Here is a 23,175-nt window from a genome sequence, read left to right as displayed (position 1 = left end):
ACCTAAAGGTGAACCCAAGTCGCTACATTGTCGCCAAAGGCTCCAATTCCCGCCCCTTGGGATTTGTACATCATCGCAGGGCCATGCCAGTTTGCATAATCCGTAGGATAAGGGACTGGCCAACCTATCACCTTTAGGTGCCATCGAGGAAAAAAGTACATATCAATGGCTATATGCAACCTGTTCATGTTCCAACTGTATTTTAAAATAACGCGAATAAATTCGCTATATTCAAAATCCAGAACGTGGCTTCACATAGCCCTGCGTTGGTGGCAAGTGATGAGAAACCCTACTACTACAATAAAAAAACGAACAAATAAAGTGATATGCATTTTTGCAACCTTTTGTCTTCTATTGACAAACGTAGTTTCTTCCTATGCCCAAGAAACCAAATTGTCCGACAGTTTCTACAACATTCAAGATAGCATACTAATACCAACAAAAAGTGGAATTGACATTTCGGCAACCATAGTCCGAAAACAAACCCATACCCAACCATTACCGGCTGTTCTTTTTTACACAACATACTATCAGGGAGAGGGAGATAGCTTTTTCGCAAAACTATCAGCTGACAGAGATTATGTTGGAATTGTAGCCTACGCTCGGGGAATTAGAACAGATATAAACCATTACTCCCCTTACGAAAATGAACAAACGGACATTTACGATATTATTGATTGGATAAGTAAACAAGACTGGTGCAATGGAAATGTTGGGATGTATGGTGGCAGTTACACAGGATTTTCGCAATGGGCAACGGTAAAAAATATTCATCCTGCACTTAAAACCATTGTTCCACAAGTAGCAGTTATGCCTGGTTATGACACTCCTATGGAAAATAACGTCCAAATGTATTTGGGTTTATATTGGTCTAATGACAATATTTATAAAGAAGAACCTATTAGAAGAAGTTTGCCTTTTGAATGGTTTACCAATGGTATAGCTTGGAAAAATCTCGATAGTTTGGCGGGATATAAAAACAAGATATTTCAAAATTGGCTGCAACATCCCAGTTACGATAAGTATTGGCAATCATTGGTTCCGACTCCAGAAGAGTATGCAAAAATCGATATTCCTGTCTTGACGACCACAGGCTATTATGACGGATCTCAAATCGGAGCGATACAATATTTCAAATTGCATAATAAATACAATAAAAACGCAAACCACTATTTCGTAATTGGACCTTATGACCATTGGGGCGGACAAGCCAAAGCAGCAAAAAACCTAATGGCTTATGATATTGACAGTGTTGCAAACATGAGTATGCGGCAGTTGGCTTATGACTGGCTCGACTACATATTAAAAGGTAAACCCAAGCCTGAATTGCTGAAGGACAAAGTAAACTATCAGGTAATGGGAACAAATGAGTGGCGACATTCCCCTTCTTTGCAAACAATGAATAACGACACGATTAGATTGTATTTAGACAATAAAACACTTACAATTCATAAACCGAAAAAGAGAAGGTTTGAAGAGCAATCAGTTAATTTTAAAGACAGAGAAAGTCAAAACAATTATTACACCCCTGAAATTGTTTTTGATACATTAGACCAAAGCAATGGTTCAGTCTTCACATCGAAACCTTTTGAAAAAGATTTTTCTATAAACGGGTCATTTACTGGAGAGCTGTTTGCAACCATCAACAAAAAAGATATGGATGTTTCATTAGCATTGTATGAGCAGATGCCAAACGGAAAATATTTTTTCCTTACCCGATATGTTGGTAGGGCTAGCTATGCTCAAAACAATTCCAAACGACAGCTATTGCAACCCGATAAAGAAGAGAGTATTCCATTTGTCAATACTAGATTTGTAAGCAGAAAAATAAGTAAGGGTAGCCGACTAGTAATTTTGCTCAACATCAACAAACATCCGTTTGAGATAATCAACTATGGTTCAGGAAAACCTGTTTCTGATGAATCTATAAAAGATGCGGATGAACCATTACAAATTAAATGGCATAATGAAAGTTATATCGAAATTCCGATATGGAAAAATTAAGCGGACTGATAAACACCAGCTACCAACAATGGAAATATGGAACCTGTCCACCTTCCAACTGTAATTTGAAATTACCCGAATAAATTCGATATATTCAAAATCCAGAACCTGGCTTCACATAGCCCGGCGTTGGCAATAATATTGAAAGCACCCTTTTTATACTACTGGCATCTTTATAGGAATTTACCATATGAAGAAGATATATTTGATACTCGCACTAATAATTGGACTTAACTCATGTACAAAGTCTGAATCTGAAGAAGAGTATGAAATCTTAATCGGATCTTTCACAGAAGTATCTCCTATCAATGAAAGAGTTCAACTCGAATTCATTTCTAAAACTCAATTACGACGGGTAATTTCCGATGTTAAAACAAACACTACATTCACAATTAAGCAGTTAAACAAAAATGAATTGATATTGGATTGTAATGAATGTGATGTTGAGTCATATCAAATAGTTTCATACCGGATTTTTGACAAAAATAAATTTGAAATTGGAGGATTCTTTCCTGCTGAATCAAATGACATTATGATATTCCAAAGGAATTGAATTAATAAAACTGTTGCTAACAAAACCTATATTTCATTGCTTGCGGATTTCCCAAACGGAAATCACGGGCTAAAAGCTATCTTTGGATTCGGCTGGATTGTCCTTCGGACGAATCACAGAAACGAACCTTAGCTAAATCGTTTGCATGCATTAAGACTTTAAGAATGAAAAAAATCATTTTACTAACACTTATTTTACAATTAATTTCTTGTAAAGACAAACAGGATCGATTGAACCTTAAGCAAGGTGTTTACATATCGAATATAACCATTATATCTTCTGAAGATGGAAACTACAGCCCATATATAGGCCATCTGGTAATAGAAAAAGATAAAATCGTTTACATTGATAAAAGTGAGCCAAGTGTTAACGGGAAATTTGAAGAAATTGATGGAACCGGGAAATTTGTAATTCCGGGACTAATTGATAGCCATGTTCATATCACAGAAGTACAAGGAATGCTTCCTTATCATATGGAAAAATACCCTGAATTGACGGAAGAATTTAATAATCAGATGCCTCGAAGCTATTTGTACTATGGCTTTACAACTTTGATCAACCTGGGAGGCATATCAGAAGAACAGATTGCTTCTTTTAATAGGCACCCCATTAAACCAGATTTATTTCATACTGGAAGGTCAGGAGCATCAGTCGCAAATGGCTATCCTATGAATTTTGCTCCTGAACAATTCCGATTCGAGGGAACTCCAAATTTCATATATCTGGAAAGTGAGGCCGACAATATCCCTGATCGATTCGACCCAGTAGATCACACCCCAAAAGCTGTTGTAAGTCGGATAAAAAATTCTGGAGCCATTGCCGTCAAAGCATATTATGAATCTGGTTTTAGAGGGATGCCAAAATTGCCCGTACCCACAAAAAGTATTATGACTGACCTGTTAAATGAAGCCCAATCAAACGGACTTGTTCTTACTGTTCATGGTAATTCACTGGAAGCGCATTCATTCCTGGCCGATATTGGAGTGGATGTTATCGCCCATGGTTTATGGAACTGGGGAAAATACAAAGATTTACCAAATGATTCTTTGCCAAAAGAGATAAGGAGCGTCCTAGACTTGCAAATTAAAAAACAGATTGGTTATACTCCTACTTTGACGGTTTTAGCTGGAGAAGAAGCTTTAGCAGACAATAGTTTTCTAAGCAATCCTGAATTAAGCAAAATTGTCCCAAAAAAATTGATGGAGTGGTATGGGACAGAGGAAGGACAATGGTTTGCCAATGAGCTTTTTGCGGACTATACTGCTGAGGAAGTCCATAGCATTTATGGCAATATTCAAGAGCATGCAAAACTTGTCTTAAAATACCTGTCGAATAATGGAGGGTTAATTTTATTTGGTACGGACACTCCTTCGGCACCAACATATGGAAATCAACCCGGTCATAATGGATTTTGGGAATTAAAATTAATGAATGAAGCTAATGTTCCGTTAAATCAAATTTTAGCTTCAGCGACAATTAACAACGCAAAGGCATTTAAATTGGACTCTGATGTTGGTTCAATAAAAGTTGGAAAAAAAGCAAATTTAATATTGATGACAAAGAATCCTCTTAAAGAAATAGAGGCCTACAATACTATTGAAAAAATAGTTCTAGGAGGTGAAGTAATAGTTAGAGAAAATTTATCGGTAAAATAACAACGACATGCCAACAACGGACAGATAACCGTATCATCATTAATGGTTTTCACTATATTTCCAAAAAATAGCCGCCAACGCCCCAACGCGCACACTGCTTTCGCAGCTGTCGTACATAGCGCTGTATTCTAAGCAATTAAATGAAACCAACATACATATCAGAAATAGAAGAACTAAATCTTGAGGGTTGGACAGTGAAAGAAGAAACTTCCTCATTCAGCATTTATCAAAAAGATGGAATTAATAAAAAAATACAGATTTTTGATAACTACACTTTAGAAGAAAACTATAAGGGTGAAAAACTAAATGGCAGTGTGATTGGCAGAATGAAAAAGCCTTTTCTTCACTATCCAAATTATGAAAGTAAAATCTATCTAATAGAAAGCTATAAAGAAGGTTTACGGGAAGGTGTTTCTGAGATGTTCTATAATGATGGCTCTAAAATTCGACAGGAATGGAAAAATGACCAACTCAATGATAAGTGGGAAGAATGGTTTGGCAATGGGCAGAAAAAGAAAGAAAAGAATTATGTCAACGGAAATTTAAGTGGAGAACAATATGAATGGTATGAGAATGGACAGTTGAAACTTAAAGAAAAGTTTATAAATGGGCTTCAAGTTGGAGAAAGTGTAAAATACTTAGAAAATGGAAAACTAAAGAGAAAGAAGTTCTACAAAAATGGAAAAATTGAAGGGCTTGTCTACGAATTATGGGACTTTAAGGGGAAAGTAGTTGATGGCGGAATTTATAGCGAAACAGAATACCTAGGAGATAATCCAAATGGAAAAGAAACAGTTTTCTATCCAAACGGAAATAAAATGAGAGAAGGAACAGTTGTAAATGGTAAAGAAAACGGGGAACGAATATGGTACAACATGAATGGAACTAAATCTATTAAAGAGAATTATAAAAATGGAGAACTTGAGGGTGAACGATTTCTTTATGATGAGAATGGGAATTTAGAAAGTACACAAGAATACTCAAACGGAGAAAGAATATCTTAAATAACTGCTTAGTACAATGTATATAAAAAATAGGCGAAATAGCAATAAATTCATGACTTTAGGTTCGTATCGAACTTTGTAATTAACCGAAAGTTTCGTGTTTCAAAATCGACTACTTTTCATATTCCAGACCGGTCAAATACGCCTGTGGCCTTGTGCTTAATGTGGAAAAACTGAAATGAAAGTAGCTTACGACAAATATTATGAGACTGAAAACTTGTTTGGAAACCCATATCCAGAACTAATTGAATTTTTCTCCGACTACTCAGAAAGAGGAAAAATTTTGGATTTAGGTTGTGGACAAGGAAGAGATGCCATTCCATTAGCGCGGCTTGGATATAATGTGACCGGAATTGACAACTCAAAAGTCGGAATTGAACAAATGAACCGAATTGCAGAAAATGAAAGTCTAAAGTTTATTGGAAAAGTAACTGACATTTTTGAATTTGACAGTTTTGGAGAGTTTGATTTTAAATTGCTTGACAGTATGTTTCATTTCGCAAAGAATGACCGAAAGAAAGAAATCGATTTTATTAAAAAAATATTATTGAATATTAAAAAAGGTTGTTTGGTTGTTTTTTGTGTTCAAGACACCGGAAAAAAAATTGAGATTCTTAATGAAACAATTGACTTTGAAAAACAGCTGAACAGATTAAGTGATAAAAAATTTGAGTATATTTTTGAAGACAAGGAAAACGGACATAAATTAAAAACGGATTACCGAATGGTAGTGGTTGAAAAATAAAAATACTAAGTACATTAACGGTAACCGTTACATAAGACATTGATTCCTGAATAAATGGATCCGTACAAGCCTCTTTACAGGGCTTTTTTTAGGTCCGTCCGGAAAGGGAAAGCCAATTTTGAACGCTTTTCGAAAGGTCCTAACAGTACCTCATGTGCGCTTTTGGCAAGTGTTGCAAAAGCAAGTGTTCCCACTCCGCTTTCTACCCGTTTTTGATCGAATTTCAGGTACTTCTTCAAATTATGGGCAATGGCCGAAAGGTGCATCCAAAACTGCGGCAAGAATCCTTTCGTGTGGCACATCATTTGATTAAATAAGGACTTCCGTTTCTCAAAATAGCTTGGCATAGCTTTGCAAAGTGAGCGGAAATTATAAATTTCACAATCATGAAGGTCTGTATTTTGTAAGTTTTGCAGTAGCGAAATGGCTTGATGTTTTCTCACGTAACGAATATAAGGATATCCTTATCGAGAGTCTTTCCAACTGCCAAAACAAGAAAGGAAAGGAAATCATGGCTTGGTGTATTATGACAAACCATATCAATTTAGTCTTTAGATGTATTTGTCCTGAAAGGCCCGAGCAGGTATTGGGCGACTTGAAGAGATATACCAGTAACCAAATCGTAAAGGCGATTAAAGAAAACCGAAGGAAAAACAGAAAGGAATTCATGTTGGGGCATTTTAAAAATGCAGCTAAAAATTCCTCTATCGTTAACCATCATCAATTATGGAGGTAAATAGCCACACGAAAGGATTCTTGCGGCAGCGATGGGTTACCCATAGAATTAATCACTACACTTGGATTGGAATCGCTTTGAATGTAGCAGAAGGTATTACCCTTATTATTTTTAGAATGTCTTATCCATTAACATTGATTGCCCGAAAAAAATCGGATTCCAACAAAGACGATTTTGATATTTTTTGCCTAACTGGCCAGCAAAGTACAATTTGCAGATTTTTACTTCTATTTTTATTGTTGTTGTCTTATTGGTGCTTTACAGTGTATTTTTCTAAGATTCGGCTTTATTAAAAACGGTAGCAAATATCACTTTGCAATAGGTGATTTTAATTTTGACTATACAACCTTAAATCCAACCATTTAAAGAGTCAATCCATCTCACCATTAAGGGTTTATTTATTTTTGGTTGTTCGTATTACCTATACTTTAAATGCGTACATTGGATTTTACCGCAGTACTTTCCAGACTATCACCTTAAGGTCAAATTAATACTTCATACTATGAAAAGAAAAAGGTTTTATACAGCGCTTATAGCTTTGACCACCATTCCCATTTTTGCATCTATAACTACCCAAAAAACTACTAAAAGAAAGGATAAGGGATTTAAAGTCAATGCAGGGGAAGGTCGAATTCACGGGCATCTAAAACTAAAGGGGGTGAATTCCAATATTTTGGATGTTAAAATATCAGGCAAAGACACGAACGGCGAGCTGGCCGTTTTTGAGCAGACATCTCTGTCCCAAGGAAGAGGCACCCCACTTCACGTGCATACTTCACAAGATGAAATATTTTACATATTGGAAGGTGCATATTATTTTCAGGTGGATGATAAAAAATATCAAATGGCCGTAGGCGATAGTATATTTTTACCCAGAAATGTTCCCCATGCTTGGACTCAAAAATCCAAAACAGGAAAAATGACGGTCATTTTGCAACCCGCAGGAAAACTTGAGGATTTTTTTGTGACCATGGCAGGATTGAATCATGAACCGACTCTAAAAGAAATTGAGGGCATTTTTGAAGATAATGAGATGAGAGTAGTTGGTCCTCCTTTGCTTCTGGAGTAATTATTATTGTTCTAAAACCACTTTTTGTATTTGATTTTCAAAATCATGAAAGAGTAGATGGTCTTAATTTTTTTCAATACATTGTAATATCAACCAAAATAGTAATTGAGAATGAAACCTAGACTTATCCTATGTCTGTTTATCGCCAAACTCTTTTTAGTCGGTTCAGCTTCTGCACAGCAAAAAGACAATTCCAAAAACGATGGATGGATTTCCTTATTTAACGGAGAAAATCTGGATGGTTGGAAAGTTGGGGAAAATGCCTCCAGTTTTTCCATTGTGGACGGTGCCATTAAGGTTCAAGGAGATGTAGGGCATCTTTTTTACAACGGTGAAGTAGAAGACCATCAGTTCCAAAATTTTGAGTTCAAGGCTACCGTTATGACCAAACCTGGGGCAAATTCCGGAATTTACATCCACTCGAAATATCAAGAAGAAGGTTGGCCCTCACAAGGCTACGAAGTTCAGGTGAACAACTCCCACACCGATTGGAAACGTACCGGAAGTCTCTATGACATCGTGGATGTAAAGGAAAACTATGTACATGACGACGAATGGTATACCGAGTACATAAAGCTAGAAGGTAATAGGGTCATTGTGAAAATTAATGACATCGTTGTTGTGGACTATACAGAACCTTCCCAGCCCAAAAGAAATGAAGGCTCCATGCGCCTATTGAAGGGAGGGACTTTTGCACTACAGGCCCATGACCCCAACAGCATCGTGTTTTTTAAGGACATCATGGTAAAACCCTTGCCTTAAAATAAAATTGACCAAATTCCAGTTCGCTTTGGCCTCTATCATCGCCGTAACCACAACAGCGCACATAGCAACAGTCGCCCATTTGGCTCAAACCATCTGGACCGACCATTACACGCCCATTATTGGTGCGTTACAGGTAGATTATATGTTGGAGAAATATCAGTCGGAAACGGCCATCAGTAATCAAATTAAGGATGGGTATCAGTATTATTTCATAAAAACCGATGTTGGTCATGCCGGTTATTTTGCCTTTAGCCTTCACAATAATTATCTTTTTTTGAGCAAGTTCTATGTGCTTAAAAACATGCGGGGAAGTGGGTTGGGTACATTGGCCCTTTCCTTCATTGAAAATAAAGCTAAGGAACTCCATCTGCCTAAAATAAGGCTCACCGTTAACAAGTATAATTCAAAATCCATATCGGCTTATGAAAAAATGGGGTTTGCCAATGTTGAATCCATCGTGCAGGATATTGGAAATGGATATGTTATGGACGATTATGTTCTTGAGAAGAATATTACTTAGAAAAAAGTATACATTGCTACTGTTGCGTAACTTATATTTAAAAATATGTTGACCGAAATCCATCCCAAATTACCAATGCGCGATAAGAACAAAACCATGAACTATTATATGGATGCGTTGGGCTTCCTCAATATAGGCGCTGTAGATTATCCGGATTACTTAATGCTTCAAAAGGACAATATCCAAATCCATTTCTTCCTTTTTAAAGGTTTGGACCCTAAAGAAAATTACGGCCAGGTCTATATTCGCTGTAATGATATTGACCATTTTTATACATCACTTCTAGAGCAAAATGTGGCCATACACCCCAATGGGAAATTGACGGTAAAAGCTTGGGGGCAAAAGGAATTCTCCCTCCTTGATCCTGACAACAACTTGTTGACTTTTGGGCAAAACCTTTGATTGTTTTAAATTATTGTTTATCAGTATTTTAAAATAAAAATAAAAAATCCAAACGGATCGATTTTAAATCTACCTTCGCGCGAAAAATCAATGACCTTACCGCAAAAAGTAACGTTGATAGAACAGTTGTTCCATCAACTGGAAAAGGAAACCGCAGCTTTTCAAAATAATACAGGTTTAAGTTGTCTTTCCGGCTGTGGAAGGTGCTGTACCCATCCAGATATAGAAGCGTCCCCATTGGAGTTTTTACCATGGGCCTTTCACTTGTTTTTAAATGGCGAGGCCGAAAAAATGTTACAGGTTCTTAGGGAGATTCAAACCGCTACCTGTATAAACTACCAGCCACTTACCATTGTAGATCAAGGTCATTGCAAGACCTATAAGTATCGAGGGCTTATATGCCTGTTGTTTGGTTATGCGGCCAACACGGACAAATATGGCAAGCTTAGATTGACAACTTGTAAGGTCATTAAGGAAGGTCAAGCGGTAAATTTTGCTTCGGCTTCGGACAAAATAAATCAAGGCCTTTCCGTACCCATTTTCACGGAATATTACATGCAGCTCAACCAGATTGATTTTCGTATGGGAAATATCATTGTGCCCGTGAACCAGGCATTACGATTGGCCCTGGAAGAAGTGTTGCAATACTATGCCTATAGACCCTTGCCACTTTCGGACAAGGAGTGCGTTTAAAACGCATTAGAACTAATCTTTGATTTAATGGAGGCAAGCATAGTAGTGCCCATGGCTTACCTTGTTTCACTATTAATCCGGATGCTAATTGCTGCTTTTTTTAATAAGCTGGCCAAGTTAGAGTCCCCAAAAAGATTTAAAAATGAACATTTATAAAGCCATCAAGGATGATCATGATATCCAACGGGAATTATGCTCCAAAATACTCAAAACTTCAGGAGATTCTGAGGAAAGAAGAAATATCTGGGAGGAATTGAAGAAGGAATTGGAAGTACATGAAGTTGCGGAAGAACGATTTTTTTATTCCCCTTTGATAGATTCCGATAAGATGCAGGAAGATGCCAGACACGGCATGGCAGAACACCATGAAATGGACGAACTCATAGAAGAACTGGACGATACCGATATGAGTTCACCCCATTGGCTGGCCACTATGCAAAAACTTGCCGAAAAAGTGGAACACCATTTAAAGGATGAGGAAGAGGACTTCTTTATAAAAGCAAAGAAAATCTATTCCAGTGAAGAAGCGGAATCCCTAGCCAAAAGCTATGGGGAAACGGTTTCAGAATATAGGAAGGGATGGCCAGAAGCTATTCCAGGTAAAGAATAGATAGTTGCTATTTCAACAAAAACCGCCGGGAGGATTTATACTCCCTGGCGGTTTGAACAACTAACCAACCTAAAAACTATTTTGCTCGCTTCCTTACCACATCCATGGTAGGATTGGAAGTCTTTATTCTTTTCTTAGCTACGGCACCTTTGCCCGTTTTTAAATATTGCTGATAGCCCCTACCCTTAAATTCGTAAATAGTTCCGCTATCCGGATGATATAATTCTATGGTGCCATCATTGATCACATAAAGCTCAAAATAATCGTTGCCAAAAAAATCATAATCCAAGGTCAAGGTCTTTAAGGAAGCATCGTTGGCAACATCATAGACCTGATAATTCCCTTCATAATCCCATTGCAGGCTTCCCAAGGACGTTCCAGGTGCATCCACCGAAGAACGGAAGAAATTGGGCAAAAACTGTAGGTAGTTCTCGTCATCAAAATCGTTCAATTCCCCTTCGTTACTGGTATAAGTCTTTTCCCAAGCATCATACTCCTGGATAAAGTAATTGATGTTGTCGTAAAATACGTGGTCGTAATCAAAATTGTTTCTTTGATAACCTTGAAGTATATATGATGTATCCGTGCTAGGGTCGTAAAGCTCTATTGTACTTCCGTTTACGGCATACACCTCCAATAACCAAAGTCCGTCTACATCATGGTCTATTTCAACCACGCCTCGGTATGTATCGTAAAAACCAACTTCGATTCCAAACCCGTTTCCGGTCTTCCCGATACCCACAATATTGTTGTTGGCATAAAAAGTACCTCTATCAAAAGTTACGGTAAAGGCCCTTTGCAAAAAAGGTACTTCGCCATTTCCCCGGGTTTCATTGATATCTACATACCATAGGTCATAGGCCTGCAAAACCTGATCGCTATTAAAAGCGGATTCTTCAATATAGGCATCCTCGATAATAACATCTGCATAGCAGGAAACCAACATGTTGGCCAATAATGCATATCCCAAAAGTAGTTTTACATGTTTCATAACCTATAGTTTTAATTCCGATTAAAAGAAAACAAGCACCGTGCCAAAAATCATAACGAGCTGATAATCATTACTTCATATGCAATTTATTATTTGGTAATTTTGTATTGATATTTTAATTGTATGAAGGAAGAAATGAAATTTGCAGTATTGGGAGGAGGGAGTTGGGCCACCGCGATAGTTAAAATGTTAACCGCCAATCAGGATACGGTGGGCTGGTATATGCGTAATACCGATGCCATTGGCTACCTTAAAATCCAAAAGCACAATCCCAACTACCTTACCTCTGTGGAGTTTAAGATGGAGCAGTTGTTTTTGACCGACAATATCGACGAAATTGTGGCTTATGCAGATGTGCTCATTTTTGCCATTCCTTCTGCATTTTTAATGCAGGAATTGGACAAGCTTACTGTATCGTTTAAGGACAAAATCATTTTTTCGGCTATAAAAGGTATTGTACCTGAGACCGGCAAAATCGTTGGGGAACATTTTCATGATTCCTATAACATTCCCTTTGAAAACATAGGGGTAATTACCGGTCCTTGCCACGCCGAGGAAGTAGCTATGGAACGACTTTCCTATTTGACCATTGCCTGCGCCGATGCCAAAAAGGCCAAATTGGTGGCCAAAAACCTGTCCAGTAACTACATCAAGACAAAGATTACCAAGGATATTATTGGTACGGAGTATGCCGCCATGCTCAAGAACATTTATGCCATTGCGGCCGGAATTGCCCATGGATTGGGCTATGGTGATAACTTTCAAAGTGTATTGATGAGCAATGCCATTAGGGAAATGAAACGCTATACCAAACGCATCCACAACATAGACCGAAACATTAACCAATCTGCCTATTTGGGAGACCTCTTAGTTACTGGATATTCCACATTTAGTAGAAATAGAATGTTTGGGAACATGATCGGTAAAGGTTATACCGTAAAGAGCGCCAAAATGGAAATGAGCATGGTCGCAGAGGGCTATTACGCCACCAAAAGTGCCTATAAAATAAAGAACGATTTCAAAAAGAAGGTAAAGACCCCAATCATAGACGCAGTTTATGAGGTCCTCTACGAAAACAAAAACGCTAAAAAAGTCTTTGCTGCCTTAACCGAAAAGTTGGATTAAAAACCCCCTAGCCCCGAAGGGGAAATTTTTGCTACCATTTTCAAATACCTTTTTTGAGTAAACTGCGGTTATACATTAAAATAGGATTCTTAACATTGTATAACCATACCAGCAGTACAATTGCTGGTATGCTCGGATAAAAAATAACTTCCTAAAGAAAAATGAACAAAAAATCACCCCCTGTTCAAAGAAAAATCTGAATGTTCCTTGATTTCATTCTCCAAGGTTTCCTGCCAAGCCGTTAGTTGAACATCATCAGTTTTGAAAATCTTTTTGAATTCCTTTAGCACAGGATCCATATAAAGGGTAATACTCTCAATATCAAAATAGAGTCGGCCCGTACGTCTGATGAAGAAGTCCATGGGGTTCTGTACCATTTCGTTATGGATGCCATACTCTAGTTCGGCCAAAATAAGCTTGGTGGGGTTGTCCTTTTCCGTGCGTTTTTCGTACCGTTCCAAAATGGATTCCGTTTGTTCCCCATAATTCGTCACTAAAAACCAAGCGTCGTGTTTGGTGAAGCCGTGGGGTTTGATTCGTTCATAGACCGAATCGATATACTTTTTTACATGTTTGTATTTTTTGAAGTTGTCGTTTCCGCAGAGCGAAATCTTGTCCGTATAGCATTTCTTGGTCTCGGTTTCGTATTCCAGCTTTAGTTTTTCCACTACACGGTCTACCACACGTTCCGCCATTTTTCGGTATCCCGTAAGTTTTCCCCCAGCGATACTGATCAGCCCCGTATCCGACACAAATATTTCATCTTTTCTAGAAAGTTCGGAGGCCGATTTCCCTTCCTCATGAATCAAGGGACGTAGACCTGCCCAGGAAGAAACAATATCATCCAGTTCCAGATTGATGTCCGGGAACATATTGTTCACCGCCGAAATAAGATAGATAGCATCGGCAATATCCGTACGCACTTTGTCCTTGTTGTCATTATAATTGGTATCCGTAGTACCTACATAGGTTATCTTCCCCCTTGGTATGGCGAACATCATTCGGCCATCGGGAATATCAAAATAAACGGATTGTTTTACAGGAAGCTTTTCATATGGAAAAACCAAATGTACCCCTTTGGTCAGATGCAGTTGCTTACCCTTTTTGGAATTGTTGAGCACCCTAAGGTCGTCTACCCAAGGTCCTGCAGCACTAATGACGTATTTGGACTTGATTTCGAAATCCGTCCCTGTAACCTCATCCTTTACTTTTACACCCGCAACCTTTTCATTTTTATACAAAAAATCGGTTACCAAGGCGTAGTTCAAGGCCTGCGCACCGAAAAGTAAGCTTGTCTTTATATTTTCAATGGTGAGCCGGGCATCGTCCGTTCTATATTCGGCATAATAACCCGCTCCGTTCAATATCTTTTTGGGCAAAAGGGGTTCCAATTTTAAGGCTTCCTTCTTCTCCAACATTTGCCGTTTATCATCACCCGAAACCTGGGCCAAAATATCGTATACCTTTAGTCCGATAGAAGTCAGCCATTTCCCGTAAGAGCCGTTTTCAATCAATGGCAACAACATTTTTTCAGGGAGAACAAGATGCGGAGCCAATTTATGTACAATGGCCCTTTCAGAACCCACTTCCTTGACCAGCCAAAAATCGAATTGTTTTAAATAGCGTAAGCCCCCGTGTATCAATTTGGTGGACTTGCTACTGGTACCGGATGCGAAATCATTTTTTTCCAGCAAAGCTACTTTCAAGCCCCTGGATGCTGCATCCAACGCAATACCTGCCCCGGTAATCCCTCCTCCGATAATCACCAGATCAAAAGATTCGGTTTTTAATCGTTCAATATATTTCTCGCGGTTTAAATTGGTAAACTCTATATGCTGCATAACTTTCTTTCTTCCATAAAGGTACGATGTAGCTCAGCCTCATGAACCTCCTTAATCCTTAATTTAATGATAAAATAACGGGCTTATTCCTCTTCCCAAGCTTTTGATCGTTCCACGGCCTTTTTCCATTGGGCATATAAACGTCTTCTTTTTGCCCGATCAAATTTTGGTTTAAAGATTCTGTTCATGGGTCGGTTCTCATCAATATCAGCTTGTGTCCAAAGCCCCACTTGAATACCTGCCAGAAAGGCCGCTCCCATGGCGGTGGACTCTATCACTTCGGGCCGATGCACTTCACTATCCAAGATATCGGCCTGAAACTGCATAAGGTGATTGTTTGCACAGGCACCGCCATCTACCCTTAGGTTTTTTAACTGTAATCCGGAGTCATCCTCCATGGCCTTTAGGATATCCTTCGTCTGATAGGCAAGTGACTCCAAGGTCGCTTTGACCAAATGTGCCTTGCCCGTGTCCCTAGTCAACCCAAAAATGGCTCCACGGGCATACATATCCCAATAAGGTGCACCTAGCCCGGCAAAGGCCGGCACAACATATACGGAACTTTCTCCCTCTACCGAATCTGCAAGGGCTTCGGTTTCCTTAGCATCTTTTATAAGTTCCAGGCCATCGCGTAGCCACTGTATAGCCGCTCCTGCAATGAAAATACTGCCTTCAAGAGCATAATTCACCTTGCCATCCAAGCCATAGGCAATAGTGGTCAATAACCCATTCTTTGAAAATTGGGGTTCTTCGCCGGTGTTCATTAGCATAAAACAGCCTGTACCATAGGTGTTTTTTGCGGTTCCTTTTTTGAAACATCCCTGTCCGAACAAGGCTGCCTGTTGGTCCCCGGCAATCCCCGCTATAGGAATTTTAACTCCGTCGATTTCAAAATCCCCAAAATGGAATGCCGAGGGTTTTACTTCGGGCAACATGCTCTTTGGAATATTCATGGCACTTAAGAGCCGATCGTCCCATTTTAAATTTACAATATCATACAAAAGGGTTCTTGAGGCATTGGTATAGTCCGTGAAATGGTTTTTGGTCGTGGTCATATTCCATACCAACCAAGTATCTATGGTTCCAAACAGCAATTCGCCCTTATTGGCTTTCTTCCTAGCACCTTCCACGTTATCCAAAATCCATTGGACCTTGGTTCCGGAAAAATATGAATCAATGACCAAGCCCGTTGTTTTTCGTACATGCTCGGTAAGACCTTCCTTTTTAAGATGTTCACAAATATTTGCCGTACGTTTGTCTTGCCACACGATGGCATTGTACACGGGTTTACCCGTGTCCTTGTCCCATACCACGGCGGTTTCACGCTGGTTGGTTATGCCTATTCCTTTTACGTCCTTTAAATCGACATTATTATCGGAAATTAATTCTTTTAAAACACCCAATTGTGTTTCCAGAATTTCAATGGCATCGTGCTCTACCCAACCTGACTTGGGGAAAATCTGTTTGAACTCTTTCTGCGTCATTCCCTGAATCCTACCTTCTTCATCTACCAACAACGCACGCGAACTTGTCGTTCCCTGATCTAACGATATAATATATGCTCCCATAAAATCATTTGAATTTAAATACGGACCAAACCGCATTTCGTTGAAAGATAATAGGATTTAATTAGTTTTCAAAAGAAATGGTGCATTCCCTAATGGGTACGTGATTTTACTTTTCCCAAGAGTACTCCCGTTCCACCTTGCAAATTCTAACGGTATAATTTTGATACCAGTCACTAATTCCCTTGGACTGGGCAAACATATGTTCAGAATTGCTTTTCCAATGGGCAATGGCCTCCAGACTTTCCCAGTAACTGACAGTAATCCCAATATCTTCCCTAGCACTTTCAATGCCCAGATAGCCGGGTTGGGTTTTGGCCAATTCATCCATGGCCTCTGCCATTTTCGAATAACCTTTATCACCATCCGTACGAACGGAAGTGAATATTACGGCATAATAGGGTTTGGTTTTCATCTAGTCGATAAACTCCTTTTCTAAAAAATAATCTACAATGGCCTCTTTCATTAAAACGGCCTGCTCACCTGCCTTTAAGGGTGGAAGATTTTCCTTGATTTTATAATGTGGCCAACCATCATCATCGAAAAAATCAAATTCATAATACCCATACGGTTCCAACAATCGGCAAATAGCAATATGCATCAAATCCAATTTGTCGTCTTTCTTGTACTTTCTGTGGTATTGACCAAGCTCCTGCACACCTACCAAGTATATAATGGCATCCAGCTCTAAGGGATCTCCATCAGAAAATCTACTGGACAATTTTTGCACCAATACTTCCCATCTTTCTTTCAATAAAATATCCCTGGCCATAGAAATTCGTTAGAATGTATTGATAGTATTTGAAAGGTATAAAGGTACTAATCTAAAGTTTTATATTTGTTGAAACTGGTGAAATGAATTTTTTGGACATTGTACTGGGATTGCTTCTTTTATGGGGTCTTTGGAAAGGACTTAGCAATGGTCTTTTGGTGGAGATAGCCTCTATCATTGCCATTATTGCAGGTATTTATGGAGCGATTCATTTTTCGTACATCGCGGGTGATTATTTATCCGAAAGAATGGACTGGGATGAAAAGTTCATCAATATTGCCGCTTTGGTCATTACTTTTATTTTAATCGTGATGGCCGTACATCTTCTGGGAAAGATATTGACCAAAATAATCGATATAGCCATGTTGGGCATTCTAAACAAACTGGCAGGAGCTATATTTGGCATACTTAAAGTTACCGTCATTTTGGGTGCCCTATTGGTATTTATTAAGCGGCTTGACGCAAATTTTGAACTTCCCTCACAGGAAATGAAAGCAACATCCGTGCTTTATGCACCCTTGATAGATATTGGGGGGTTTTTATTCGATACCGTATTACAAGGAGAATTAACGGAATCTTCCGATGTTTAGAATTCGGTCTAAGTTGTTCCTGCCAAAACATTTATTCCCAAAATTTAGACAGTTGGTCGAATAATTGGGTGAAATAACCCTTGGTCACTTCTTTTTTAGCTAATATTACCATGTTGGTATCCCCGATCAACACGAGAACAGAAACCCTATCTTACTTTCCTACGAAGCTATCCTGAACGGCCTGCTTACAAATAGAACACTATATGAAAATGAGATTGCTATTCGCTATCCCAGTGTTGTTTGTATTGCTCCATTCTTGTACGGCCGAACCATTGCAGGACGATACAATTATTGAGGAAGCTCAAAATAACGCATTTCTGGAACAGGAAGTACTGAGCATAGTCAACGATCACAGAGTTTCTTTAGGCCTGAACAAACTTGAGTTCAGCGAAATCGCCTACAAGTATGCGAACAAACATACGGACTACATGATAGCCAAAGGCAGTTTAAGCCATGACAATTTTAGCGCTAGGGCGTCCAGCATTAATTCTGAGGTTACCGTAAAAATGGTAGCGGAAAATGTGGCCAAGGATTACGATACGGCCATGGAAGCCTTTGAGGGATGGTATCAAAGTAGCAGCCATAAGAAGACCATGGAAGGCGAATTTTCACATACAGCGGTTAGCGTAAAAAAGAATGCCCAAGGCGAATTTTACTATACACAGCTTTTCTATCAGGAATAGGTGTAGCTTTCAATGCCCGTATTCTCAATACACTTACTGGGAATGGCTATAAAAAGTCGGTAAAAAGAACACGTAGTTAGTCGATTATCGTCTATTTTACGGTGTTTGTCTTATCACCGAATTTGTTGTCCACCATAAAGATAAAATATCGTTTCAGATTTCATTTGGGGATACCTTTGCCCCATAGAATAGAAATCCCCCGGAATGAGAACAATTGAAAAAATGTTCTATGTATTGGTCCTTATAGCAGTTCAATCCTGTTCAAAGGACGCATATATAGAAATGGAAGAGCAAAGCAATTTGAGCATAACCGTTGCCTCCAATATTCAAACAGCACGGGAAAACGAGCTGTTTGATTTGGTGAACGAACATAGATTATCTATAGGACTCAACGAACTTCAATTTGAAAGTGTTTCCTATCATTATGCCAAAGAGCATACAAGGTACATGATCGATAAAGGACAGACCAGTCATGCCAACTTTGAACAAAGGGCCAAGAGCATATCAGACAAAACAGGGGCAAGCGATGTTTCTGAAAATGTAGCCAAGGATTATGATACGGTTGCCGAAGCCTTTGAAGCTTGGTTGGACAGCCCAAACCATAGAAAAAACTTGGAAGGGGATTACACCCATTCCGCTTTGAGTATCCTCCCTGACGAAGAGGGAGAGTTGTACTTCACACAAATTTTTGTTAGATAAGGTTATTACTGATTTGATTTTGCCATGGAACCCTTGTGAGAGCAAGGGTTTTTTTATGACCATTTCCCAATTAGTTCTTCACTTTTTTTACCTTTAGAAAAACTAAGATTATGGGAATAAAACCTCCATTCAACCTCAATCAATGGATTGAGGAAAACAGACAAACGTTAAAACCCCCAGTAGGCAACAAAAACCTGTATAAGGACGCTGGTGATTACATTGTTATGGTCGTGGCGGGCCCCAATGCTAGAAAAGATTACCACTATAATGAAACTGAGGAGCTTTTTTATCAGTTGGAGGGTACTATTGAAGTTCACATTCAGGAGGATGGCAAAAAGAAAACCATGAAATTGGGCCCTGGAGACATGTACCTGCATCCTGCCAAGGTTCCCCATTCGCCCGTAAGACATGAAAACTCCATAGGACTTGTCATAGAGAGAAAGCGAGCAGACATGAACGTGGATGACGGTTTACTATGGTTTTGTGACAATTGCAACCATAAACTCTACGAAGCCTATTTCACCCTTCACGATATTGAAAAGGATTTTTTGCGACATTTTAATCATTTTTATAGTTCCGAGGCATTGAGGACCTGTGACACCTGTGGAACGGTCATGCCCGTAGACGAACGTTATATGGCTAAAGAAGCGTAATGTTAGTAGTTGCCAAGATAATTACCCTACTCGTGGCCATGCTGCATTGTTATTTCCTGTGGTTGGAAATGTTCGCTTGGACGACCAAGGCCAAAAAAGTCTTCAGGAATTTTCCTTCGGATTTATTCGAACCCACAAAAAGTATGGCGGCCAACCAGGGATTGTACAATGGATTTTTGGCCGCAGGTCTATTGTGGTCCTTGACCATATCCTCGCCGGAATGGACCGTAAATATTGCCCTTTTCTTTTTGGCCTGCGTCTTTATTGCTGGTGTATATGGGGCAATTTCCGTCTCAAAAAAAATATTTTACCTACAGGGGCTCCCTGCATTGTTGGGAATCATCGTTTGGTCCACCCTTAAGTTTGGTTTGTAAAGAGCAAACTATTCTTCGTATTTTTGTTTAAATATAACATCAGAGGATAAAAAAGTTACAAATGTCAGAAATTGCTAAAGAATTTGGAATAGTGGATGCCTTATCGGCCTTAGGCCTAAAAGAAAACAACAACGGCTCTTCAACGGGCATAGAAAATTTTGCAACGGGAAATACTATCGAATCCTATTCGCCTGTTGACGGTTCTTTAATAGGCAAGGTAAAATCAACCTCCAGAGAGGACTACGAAAAAGTGATGGAGAAGGCCACCAATGCCTTTAAAATTTGGAGAAAAATGCCCGCTCCCCAACGTGGGGAAATCGTACGTCAATTTGGCAATAAGCTTCGGGAGCTAAAGGAGCCCCTGGGTAAGCTGGTTTCCTTTGAAATGGGTAAAAGTTATCAAGAGGGCTTGGGAGAAGTTCAGGAAATGATAGACATTTGTGATTTTGCGGTGGGCCTATCACGACAACTCCACGGACTTACCATGCACTCCGAACGCCCCGGACACAGAATGTACGAGCAATACCATTCCTTGGGAGTCGTAGGGATAATTTCTGCCTTTAACTTTCCCGTGGCCGTTTGGGCCTGGAATACGGCCTTGGCTTGGGTATGTGGGGACGTATGTATTTGGAAACCGTCGGAAAAAACGCCCTTATGCGGGATTGCCTGCCAGAACATTGCGGCGGCCGTTTTCAAGGAAAACAATCTCCCCGAGGGTATTTCATGCCTTATCAATGGCGATTACCAAGTAGGTGAGTTTATGACACAGGACAAAAGGGTTCCGTTGGTATCCGCAACTGGATCTATCCGCATGGGAAAAATAGTGGCCCAAGCAGTGGCCGCTAGGCTGGGAAAATCCTTATTGGAGTTGGGTGGCAACAATGCCATTATCGTAACACCCGATGCGGATATCAAAATGACGGTCATTGGAGCCGTTTTTGGCGCGGTAGGTACCGCAGGACAGCGATGCACCTCCACGAGAAGGTTAATTATCCACGAATCCATATACGATACGGTAAAAGATGCCTTGGTATCCGCATACCAACAATTGCGAATTGGTAATCCCTTGGATCAGAACAACCATGTAGGTCCACTTATTGACACGCACGCCGTCACCCTTTACAAAAAAGCTCTCCAACGGGTTGTTGAAGAAGGCGGAAACCTAATCGTTGAAGGTGGCGTGCTTGAAGGTAAGGGCTATGAAAGTGGTTGTTATGTAAAGCCCGCCATCGCAGAAGCCAACAATGATTACGAAATCGTTCAACACGAGACTTTTGCTCCCGTCCTGTATTTGCTAAAATATTCCGGCGATGTAGAAAATGCCATAGAAATGCAGAATGGAGTGGTTCAAGGACTTTCATCCGCTATTATGACGAACAATTTGCGTGAAGCGGAAAAATTCCTTTCCGTAGCAGGAAGTGATTGTGGTATTGCGAATGTAAATATTGGAACCTCCGGTGCCGAAATTGGTGGTGCCTTTGGTGGTGAAAAAGAAACGGGCGGTGGCCGTGAAAGTGGTTCCGATGCCTGGAAAATCTACATGAGAAGACAAACCAATACCATTAACTATACCACCGAATTACCGCTGGCCCAAGGCATAAAGTTTGATTTATAGAAAATTCAACAACTAACACAGCGGCCTATAGTTCTGAACTTTAGGCCGCTTTTTGATTGGGGCCATTTGATGTCCAACTGCCTTGAAGTATGGTCTGGACTCCCAATACCACGAACATACACACGAATTTGAGAACTTCAACAATTCCTTTTTTTAGCTTTTTCATAGTATTCATTTTCACATCTTAAAGTAGCGCATTGAAGTAGATGCGTTCTACATCATTGTATATTTGGAGCCAATCCCTTTACACCTTGATTATTCATTTCTACATCCAAATAAAAAAGCTCCATGCTTACTACAAAGATGGAGCCCTTTACTTAAACCAACTAACTCAAATATTACTATTAACTATTACAATGCCGCAACTTGGTGGGGAGTAATAGAGATCCTATTATTTGTTCCAGTAAGTTCTTAAAAATTGATTTTAATTAAAAACCGATTTATACCGATGATCAACCTAGATGTACGAATGGAAAAAATATCTGTGTAATTGGAAATTTGTTTTTTGCTGATTACTAGTGATTAAGGCGTAAAAAATCGGAAAAAATTAAGAAATTTTTAATACATTCGGTGCCAAACACTAAACTATTATGAACAATGAGCAAAACAACAACCAATCTATTGTTGATGTTGATTACCATTATTGCCGGCACTTATTTCTACATTAATTATTGTAGCGAATGTGGAACAATGGCAGTAGAGGAACCGCCCAAGGAAGCGGATATTCCAATAGAAGTGATCTCAACATCCTACCCTTTTGCCTTTAAAGACGGTAATTTTTCCTATGAAATCAATGATAACTATAATTTTAATGTCGCTTCATCATCGATTTTGATGCCACTTGCAACAGGCATTGGAACCGGTATCGGCCAATTACAGAATTACTTTTCCGGAAATCCTGAGAAAGTAATCAATGTAATAGGCTATTATACAAGTGAAGAGCAGAACAACACGGCCTATCCAGATCTGGGACTTGCAAGGGCCAATGCGGTCAAAAACCATTTAGCGGCCCAAGGTATTCCTTCTGTCCATATCAACGTCCTAAGTGAACTTAAAAATGAAATGGTTGCCAAGGACGGCATCTATTACGGGCCCATTGCCTATAATATTGATACCAGATCTGAAACGGCGGATGAGGAGCTTTCGGCATTGTTCGATAAAATAAATGCGGATCCGTTGATTCTTTATTTCAATACTGCAGAAGCTTCTATCAATTTGTCTGCGGAGCAACGTCAAAAAGTAGCGGATATTTCCAGGTATTTGGATAAAGTGGCCGAGGCTACCGTGAGCATAACCGGACATACAGACAATACCGGATTGGCCCAGACCAACTTGAAGCTTGGACTGGACAGGGCCAATTTTGCCAAGGACTATTTAATGGGCAATGGCATATCGGCAGAAAAGATAACGACCTCCTCCAAAGGACAAACGGAACCCATTGCAGACAATGCCACTGAGGAAGGAAAGTCCAAGAATCGAAGAACGGTCGTAACCCTAAACAAATAAACCAA

General features: G+C 39.4%; 28 protein-coding genes. 20 read left to right on the top strand and 8 right to left on the bottom strand.

Annotated features, from left to right (window positions below; all coding sequences use genetic code 11):
• Positions 1–2: 2 nt before the first annotated feature.
• Positions 3–188 carry a hypothetical protein gene (locus DZC72_RS06525; protein ID WP_125222045.1) on the bottom strand — a complete coding sequence of 62 codons (186 nt, stop codon included), beginning with the start codon at positions 186–188 and terminating at the stop codon, positions 3–5.
• Between the two features lie 166 nt (positions 189–354).
• Between DZC72_RS06525 and DZC72_RS06520 the strand changes: the two genes are divergently transcribed.
• From DZC72_RS06520 to DZC72_RS06500, 5 genes are all read left to right on the top strand, one after another.
• Positions 355–2,004, top strand: a complete 1,650-nt coding sequence (locus DZC72_RS06520; RefSeq protein WP_243641662.1) for a CocE/NonD family hydrolase — start codon at positions 355–357, stop codon at positions 2,002–2,004.
• Positions 2,005–2,194: 190 nt separating this feature from the next.
• Complete coding sequence (locus DZC72_RS06515; protein ID WP_125222043.1) at positions 2,195–2,557, top strand: hypothetical protein; 363 nt, start codon at positions 2,195–2,197, stop codon at positions 2,555–2,557.
• 164 nt (positions 2,558–2,721) lie between these two features.
• On the top strand, positions 2,722–4,212 hold the full coding sequence (locus DZC72_RS06510; RefSeq protein ID WP_125222042.1) for an amidohydrolase family protein: 1,491 nt from the start codon (positions 2,722–2,724) through the stop codon (positions 4,210–4,212).
• Positions 4,213–4,352: 140 nt separating this feature from the next.
• The gene (locus DZC72_RS06505) at positions 4,353–5,216 is read left to right on the top strand and encodes a toxin-antitoxin system YwqK family antitoxin (RefSeq protein ID WP_125222041.1); all 864 of its coding nucleotides are present in this window, start codon (positions 4,353–4,355) and stop codon (positions 5,214–5,216) included.
• A 178-nt stretch (positions 5,217–5,394) separates the two neighbouring features.
• The gene (locus DZC72_RS06500; protein ID WP_125222040.1) at positions 5,395–5,961 is read left to right on the top strand and encodes a class I SAM-dependent methyltransferase; all 567 of its coding nucleotides are present in this window, start codon (positions 5,395–5,397) and stop codon (positions 5,959–5,961) included.
• Positions 5,962–6,035: 74 nt separating this feature from the next.
• On the opposite strand, the gene DZC72_RS06495 is transcribed toward DZC72_RS06500, so the two are convergent.
• Positions 6,036–6,266 (bottom strand): hypothetical protein, encoded by a 231-nt coding sequence (locus DZC72_RS06495; RefSeq protein ID WP_165869235.1) that lies wholly within the window; start codon positions 6,264–6,266, stop codon positions 6,036–6,038.
• A gap of 53 nt (positions 6,267–6,319) precedes the next feature.
• Here DZC72_RS06495 and DZC72_RS06490 point away from each other — a divergent pair, with 53 nt between their 5' ends.
• The 7 genes from DZC72_RS06490 (at position 6,320) to DZC72_RS06460 (ending at position 10,756) form a co-directional block, all read left to right on the top strand.
• Complete coding sequence (locus DZC72_RS06490) at positions 6,320–6,697, top strand: transposase (protein ID WP_125222038.1); 378 nt, start codon at positions 6,320–6,322, stop codon at positions 6,695–6,697.
• A gap of 502 nt (positions 6,698–7,199) precedes the next feature.
• The gene (locus DZC72_RS06485; protein WP_125222037.1) at positions 7,200–7,766 is read left to right on the top strand and encodes a cupin domain-containing protein; all 567 of its coding nucleotides are present in this window, start codon (positions 7,200–7,202) and stop codon (positions 7,764–7,766) included.
• A gap of 111 nt (positions 7,767–7,877) precedes the next feature.
• On the top strand, positions 7,878–8,528 hold the full coding sequence (locus DZC72_RS06480) for a 3-keto-disaccharide hydrolase (protein WP_125222036.1): 651 nt from the start codon (positions 7,878–7,880) through the stop codon (positions 8,526–8,528).
• 7 nt (positions 8,529–8,535) lie between these two features.
• Positions 8,536–9,051, top strand: a complete 516-nt coding sequence (locus DZC72_RS06475; RefSeq protein WP_243641661.1) for a GNAT family N-acetyltransferase — start codon at positions 8,536–8,538, stop codon at positions 9,049–9,051.
• A 45-nt stretch (positions 9,052–9,096) separates the two neighbouring features.
• Complete coding sequence (locus tag DZC72_RS06470; protein WP_125222035.1) at positions 9,097–9,453, top strand: bleomycin resistance protein; 357 nt, start codon at positions 9,097–9,099, stop codon at positions 9,451–9,453.
• A 90-nt stretch (positions 9,454–9,543) separates the two neighbouring features.
• Positions 9,544–10,146 carry a YkgJ family cysteine cluster protein gene (locus DZC72_RS06465; RefSeq protein WP_125222034.1) on the top strand — a complete coding sequence of 201 codons (603 nt, stop codon included), beginning with the start codon at positions 9,544–9,546 and terminating at the stop codon, positions 10,144–10,146.
• 142 nt (positions 10,147–10,288) lie between these two features.
• Entirely contained in the window at positions 10,289–10,756 is a 468-nt protein-coding gene (locus DZC72_RS06460) for a hemerythrin domain-containing protein (RefSeq protein WP_125222033.1), read from the top strand.
• Positions 10,757–10,832: 76 nt separating this feature from the next.
• On the opposite strand, the gene DZC72_RS06455 is transcribed toward DZC72_RS06460, so the two are convergent.
• Entirely contained in the window at positions 10,833–11,747 is a 915-nt protein-coding gene (locus DZC72_RS06455) for a nicotinic acid mononucleotide adenyltransferase (RefSeq protein ID WP_125222032.1), read from the bottom strand.
• A 123-nt stretch (positions 11,748–11,870) separates the two neighbouring features.
• Here DZC72_RS06455 and DZC72_RS06450 point away from each other — a divergent pair, with 123 nt between their 5' ends.
• Positions 11,871–12,872 (top strand): NAD(P)H-dependent glycerol-3-phosphate dehydrogenase, encoded by a 1,002-nt coding sequence (locus DZC72_RS06450; RefSeq protein WP_125222031.1) that lies wholly within the window; start codon positions 11,871–11,873, stop codon positions 12,870–12,872.
• A 173-nt stretch (positions 12,873–13,045) separates the two neighbouring features.
• On the opposite strand, the gene DZC72_RS06445 is transcribed toward DZC72_RS06450, so the two are convergent.
• The 4 genes from DZC72_RS06445 to DZC72_RS06430 all read right to left on the bottom strand — a co-directional run bounded on the left by DZC72_RS06445 (position 13,046) and on the right by DZC72_RS06430 (position 17,050).
• On the bottom strand, positions 13,046–14,713 hold the full coding sequence (locus DZC72_RS06445) for a glycerol-3-phosphate dehydrogenase/oxidase (RefSeq protein WP_125222030.1): 1,668 nt from the start codon (positions 14,711–14,713) through the stop codon (positions 13,046–13,048).
• An 83-nt stretch (positions 14,714–14,796) separates the two neighbouring features.
• Positions 14,797–16,281 carry a glycerol kinase GlpK gene (gene glpK, locus DZC72_RS06440; protein ID WP_125222029.1) on the bottom strand — a complete coding sequence of 495 codons (1,485 nt, stop codon included), beginning with the start codon at positions 16,279–16,281 and terminating at the stop codon, positions 14,797–14,799.
• Between the two features lie 106 nt (positions 16,282–16,387).
• A complete protein-coding gene (locus DZC72_RS06435; RefSeq protein ID WP_125222028.1) occupies positions 16,388–16,693 on the bottom strand; it encodes an antibiotic biosynthesis monooxygenase family protein in 306 nt (101 codons plus the stop codon).
• Positions 16,694–17,050 (bottom strand): hypothetical protein, encoded by a 357-nt coding sequence (locus tag DZC72_RS06430; protein WP_125222027.1) that lies wholly within the window; start codon positions 17,048–17,050, stop codon positions 16,694–16,696. It lies immediately after the preceding gene.
• An 83-nt stretch (positions 17,051–17,133) separates the two neighbouring features.
• Between DZC72_RS06430 and DZC72_RS06425 the strand changes: the two genes are divergently transcribed.
• The 6 genes from DZC72_RS06425 to amaB all read left to right on the top strand — a co-directional run bounded on the left by DZC72_RS06425 (position 17,134) and on the right by amaB (position 21,664).
• Positions 17,134–17,640 carry a CvpA family protein gene (locus DZC72_RS06425; protein ID WP_125222026.1) on the top strand — a complete coding sequence of 169 codons (507 nt, stop codon included), beginning with the start codon at positions 17,134–17,136 and terminating at the stop codon, positions 17,638–17,640.
• Positions 17,641–17,843: 203 nt separating this feature from the next.
• Positions 17,844–18,323, top strand: a complete 480-nt coding sequence (locus tag DZC72_RS06420; RefSeq protein WP_125222025.1) for a CAP domain-containing protein — start codon at positions 17,844–17,846, stop codon at positions 18,321–18,323.
• A 204-nt stretch (positions 18,324–18,527) separates the two neighbouring features.
• Complete coding sequence (locus tag DZC72_RS06415) at positions 18,528–19,022, top strand: CAP domain-containing protein (protein WP_125222024.1); 495 nt, start codon at positions 18,528–18,530, stop codon at positions 19,020–19,022.
• Between the two features lie 110 nt (positions 19,023–19,132).
• Entirely contained in the window at positions 19,133–19,675 is a 543-nt protein-coding gene (locus DZC72_RS06410) for a 3-hydroxyanthranilate 3,4-dioxygenase (protein WP_125222023.1), read from the top strand.
• Entirely contained in the window at positions 19,675–20,049 is a 375-nt protein-coding gene (locus tag DZC72_RS06405) for a DUF1304 domain-containing protein (protein ID WP_125222022.1), read from the top strand. The genes DZC72_RS06410 and DZC72_RS06405 overlap by 1 nt, the downstream gene beginning before the upstream one ends.
• A 61-nt stretch (positions 20,050–20,110) precedes the next feature.
• The gene (amaB, locus tag DZC72_RS06400) at positions 20,111–21,664 is read left to right on the top strand and encodes an L-piperidine-6-carboxylate dehydrogenase (RefSeq protein WP_125222021.1); all 1,554 of its coding nucleotides are present in this window, start codon (positions 20,111–20,113) and stop codon (positions 21,662–21,664) included.
• Between the two features lie 40 nt (positions 21,665–21,704).
• On the opposite strand, the gene DZC72_RS18020 is transcribed toward amaB, so the two are convergent.
• On the bottom strand, positions 21,705–21,830 hold the full coding sequence (locus DZC72_RS18020) for a hypothetical protein (RefSeq protein WP_262707255.1): 126 nt from the start codon (positions 21,828–21,830) through the stop codon (positions 21,705–21,707).
• A gap of 431 nt (positions 21,831–22,261) precedes the next feature.
• On the opposite strand from DZC72_RS18020, the gene DZC72_RS06395 reads away from it, so the two are divergent.
• Positions 22,262–23,170 (top strand): OmpA family protein, encoded by a 909-nt coding sequence (locus DZC72_RS06395; protein ID WP_125222020.1) that lies wholly within the window; start codon positions 22,262–22,264, stop codon positions 23,168–23,170.
• The last annotated feature ends 5 nt before the right edge of the window (positions 23,171–23,175 follow it).

Origin of the sequence: Maribacter algicola (assembly GCF_003933245.1) — a bacterium.
GTDB lineage: Bacteria > Bacteroidota > Bacteroidia > Flavobacteriales > Flavobacteriaceae > Maribacter > Maribacter algicola.
The sequence above is the reverse complement of the archived record's forward strand: the minus strand, read 5'-3'. Positions and strand labels throughout refer to the sequence as shown.

What these genes read in the sequence shown, in the direction of transcription:
- DZC72_RS06525 (WP_125222045.1), bottom strand. Translation starts at nt 188, where the DNA reads ATGAACAGGTTGCATATAGCCATTGATATGTACTTTTTTCCTCGATGG.
- DZC72_RS06515 (WP_125222043.1), top strand. Translation starts at nt 2,195, where the DNA reads ATGAAGAAGATATATTTGATACTCGCACTAATAATTGGACTTAACTCA.
- DZC72_RS06510 (WP_125222042.1), top strand. Translation starts at nt 2,722, where the DNA reads ATGAAAAAAATCATTTTACTAACACTTATTTTACAATTAATTTCTTGT.
- DZC72_RS06505 (WP_125222041.1), top strand. Translation starts at nt 4,353, where the DNA reads ATGAAACCAACATACATATCAGAAATAGAAGAACTAAATCTTGAGGGT.
- DZC72_RS06500 (WP_125222040.1), top strand. Translation starts at nt 5,395, where the DNA reads ATGAAAGTAGCTTACGACAAATATTATGAGACTGAAAACTTGTTTGGA.
- DZC72_RS06495 (WP_165869235.1), bottom strand. Translation starts at nt 6,266, where the DNA reads ATGATGTGCCACACGAAAGGATTCTTGCCGCAGTTTTGGATGCACCTT.
- DZC72_RS06485 (WP_125222037.1), top strand. Translation starts at nt 7,200, where the DNA reads ATGAAAAGAAAAAGGTTTTATACAGCGCTTATAGCTTTGACCACCATT.
- DZC72_RS06480 (WP_125222036.1), top strand. Translation starts at nt 7,878, where the DNA reads ATGAAACCTAGACTTATCCTATGTCTGTTTATCGCCAAACTCTTTTTA.
- DZC72_RS06470 (WP_125222035.1), top strand. Translation starts at nt 9,097, where the DNA reads ATGTTGACCGAAATCCATCCCAAATTACCAATGCGCGATAAGAACAAA.
- DZC72_RS06465 (WP_125222034.1), top strand. Translation starts at nt 9,544, where the DNA reads ATGACCTTACCGCAAAAAGTAACGTTGATAGAACAGTTGTTCCATCAA.
- DZC72_RS06460 (WP_125222033.1), top strand. Translation starts at nt 10,289, where the DNA reads ATGAACATTTATAAAGCCATCAAGGATGATCATGATATCCAACGGGAA.
- DZC72_RS06455 (WP_125222032.1), bottom strand. Translation starts at nt 11,747, where the DNA reads ATGAAACATGTAAAACTACTTTTGGGATATGCATTATTGGCCAACATG.
- DZC72_RS06450 (WP_125222031.1), top strand. Translation starts at nt 11,871, where the DNA reads ATGAAGGAAGAAATGAAATTTGCAGTATTGGGAGGAGGGAGTTGGGCC.
- DZC72_RS06445 (WP_125222030.1), bottom strand. Translation starts at nt 14,713, where the DNA reads ATGCAGCATATAGAGTTTACCAATTTAAACCGCGAGAAATATATTGAA.
- glpK (WP_125222029.1), bottom strand. Translation starts at nt 16,281, where the DNA reads ATGGGAGCATATATTATATCGTTAGATCAGGGAACGACAAGTTCGCGT.
- DZC72_RS06435 (WP_125222028.1), bottom strand. Translation starts at nt 16,693, where the DNA reads ATGAAAACCAAACCCTATTATGCCGTAATATTCACTTCCGTTCGTACG.
- DZC72_RS06430 (WP_125222027.1), bottom strand. Translation starts at nt 17,050, where the DNA reads ATGGCCAGGGATATTTTATTGAAAGAAAGATGGGAAGTATTGGTGCAA.
- DZC72_RS06425 (WP_125222026.1), top strand. Translation starts at nt 17,134, where the DNA reads ATGAATTTTTTGGACATTGTACTGGGATTGCTTCTTTTATGGGGTCTT.
- DZC72_RS06420 (WP_125222025.1), top strand. Translation starts at nt 17,844, where the DNA reads ATGAAAATGAGATTGCTATTCGCTATCCCAGTGTTGTTTGTATTGCTC.
- DZC72_RS06415 (WP_125222024.1), top strand. Translation starts at nt 18,528, where the DNA reads ATGAGAACAATTGAAAAAATGTTCTATGTATTGGTCCTTATAGCAGTT.
- DZC72_RS06410 (WP_125222023.1), top strand. Translation starts at nt 19,133, where the DNA reads ATGGGAATAAAACCTCCATTCAACCTCAATCAATGGATTGAGGAAAAC.
- DZC72_RS06405 (WP_125222022.1), top strand. Translation starts at nt 19,675, where the DNA reads ATGTTAGTAGTTGCCAAGATAATTACCCTACTCGTGGCCATGCTGCAT.
- amaB (WP_125222021.1), top strand. Translation starts at nt 20,111, where the DNA reads ATGTCAGAAATTGCTAAAGAATTTGGAATAGTGGATGCCTTATCGGCC.
- DZC72_RS18020 (WP_262707255.1), bottom strand. Translation starts at nt 21,830, where the DNA reads ATGAAAAAGCTAAAAAAAGGAATTGTTGAAGTTCTCAAATTCGTGTGT.
- DZC72_RS06395 (WP_125222020.1), top strand. Translation starts at nt 22,262, where the DNA reads ATGAGCAAAACAACAACCAATCTATTGTTGATGTTGATTACCATTATT.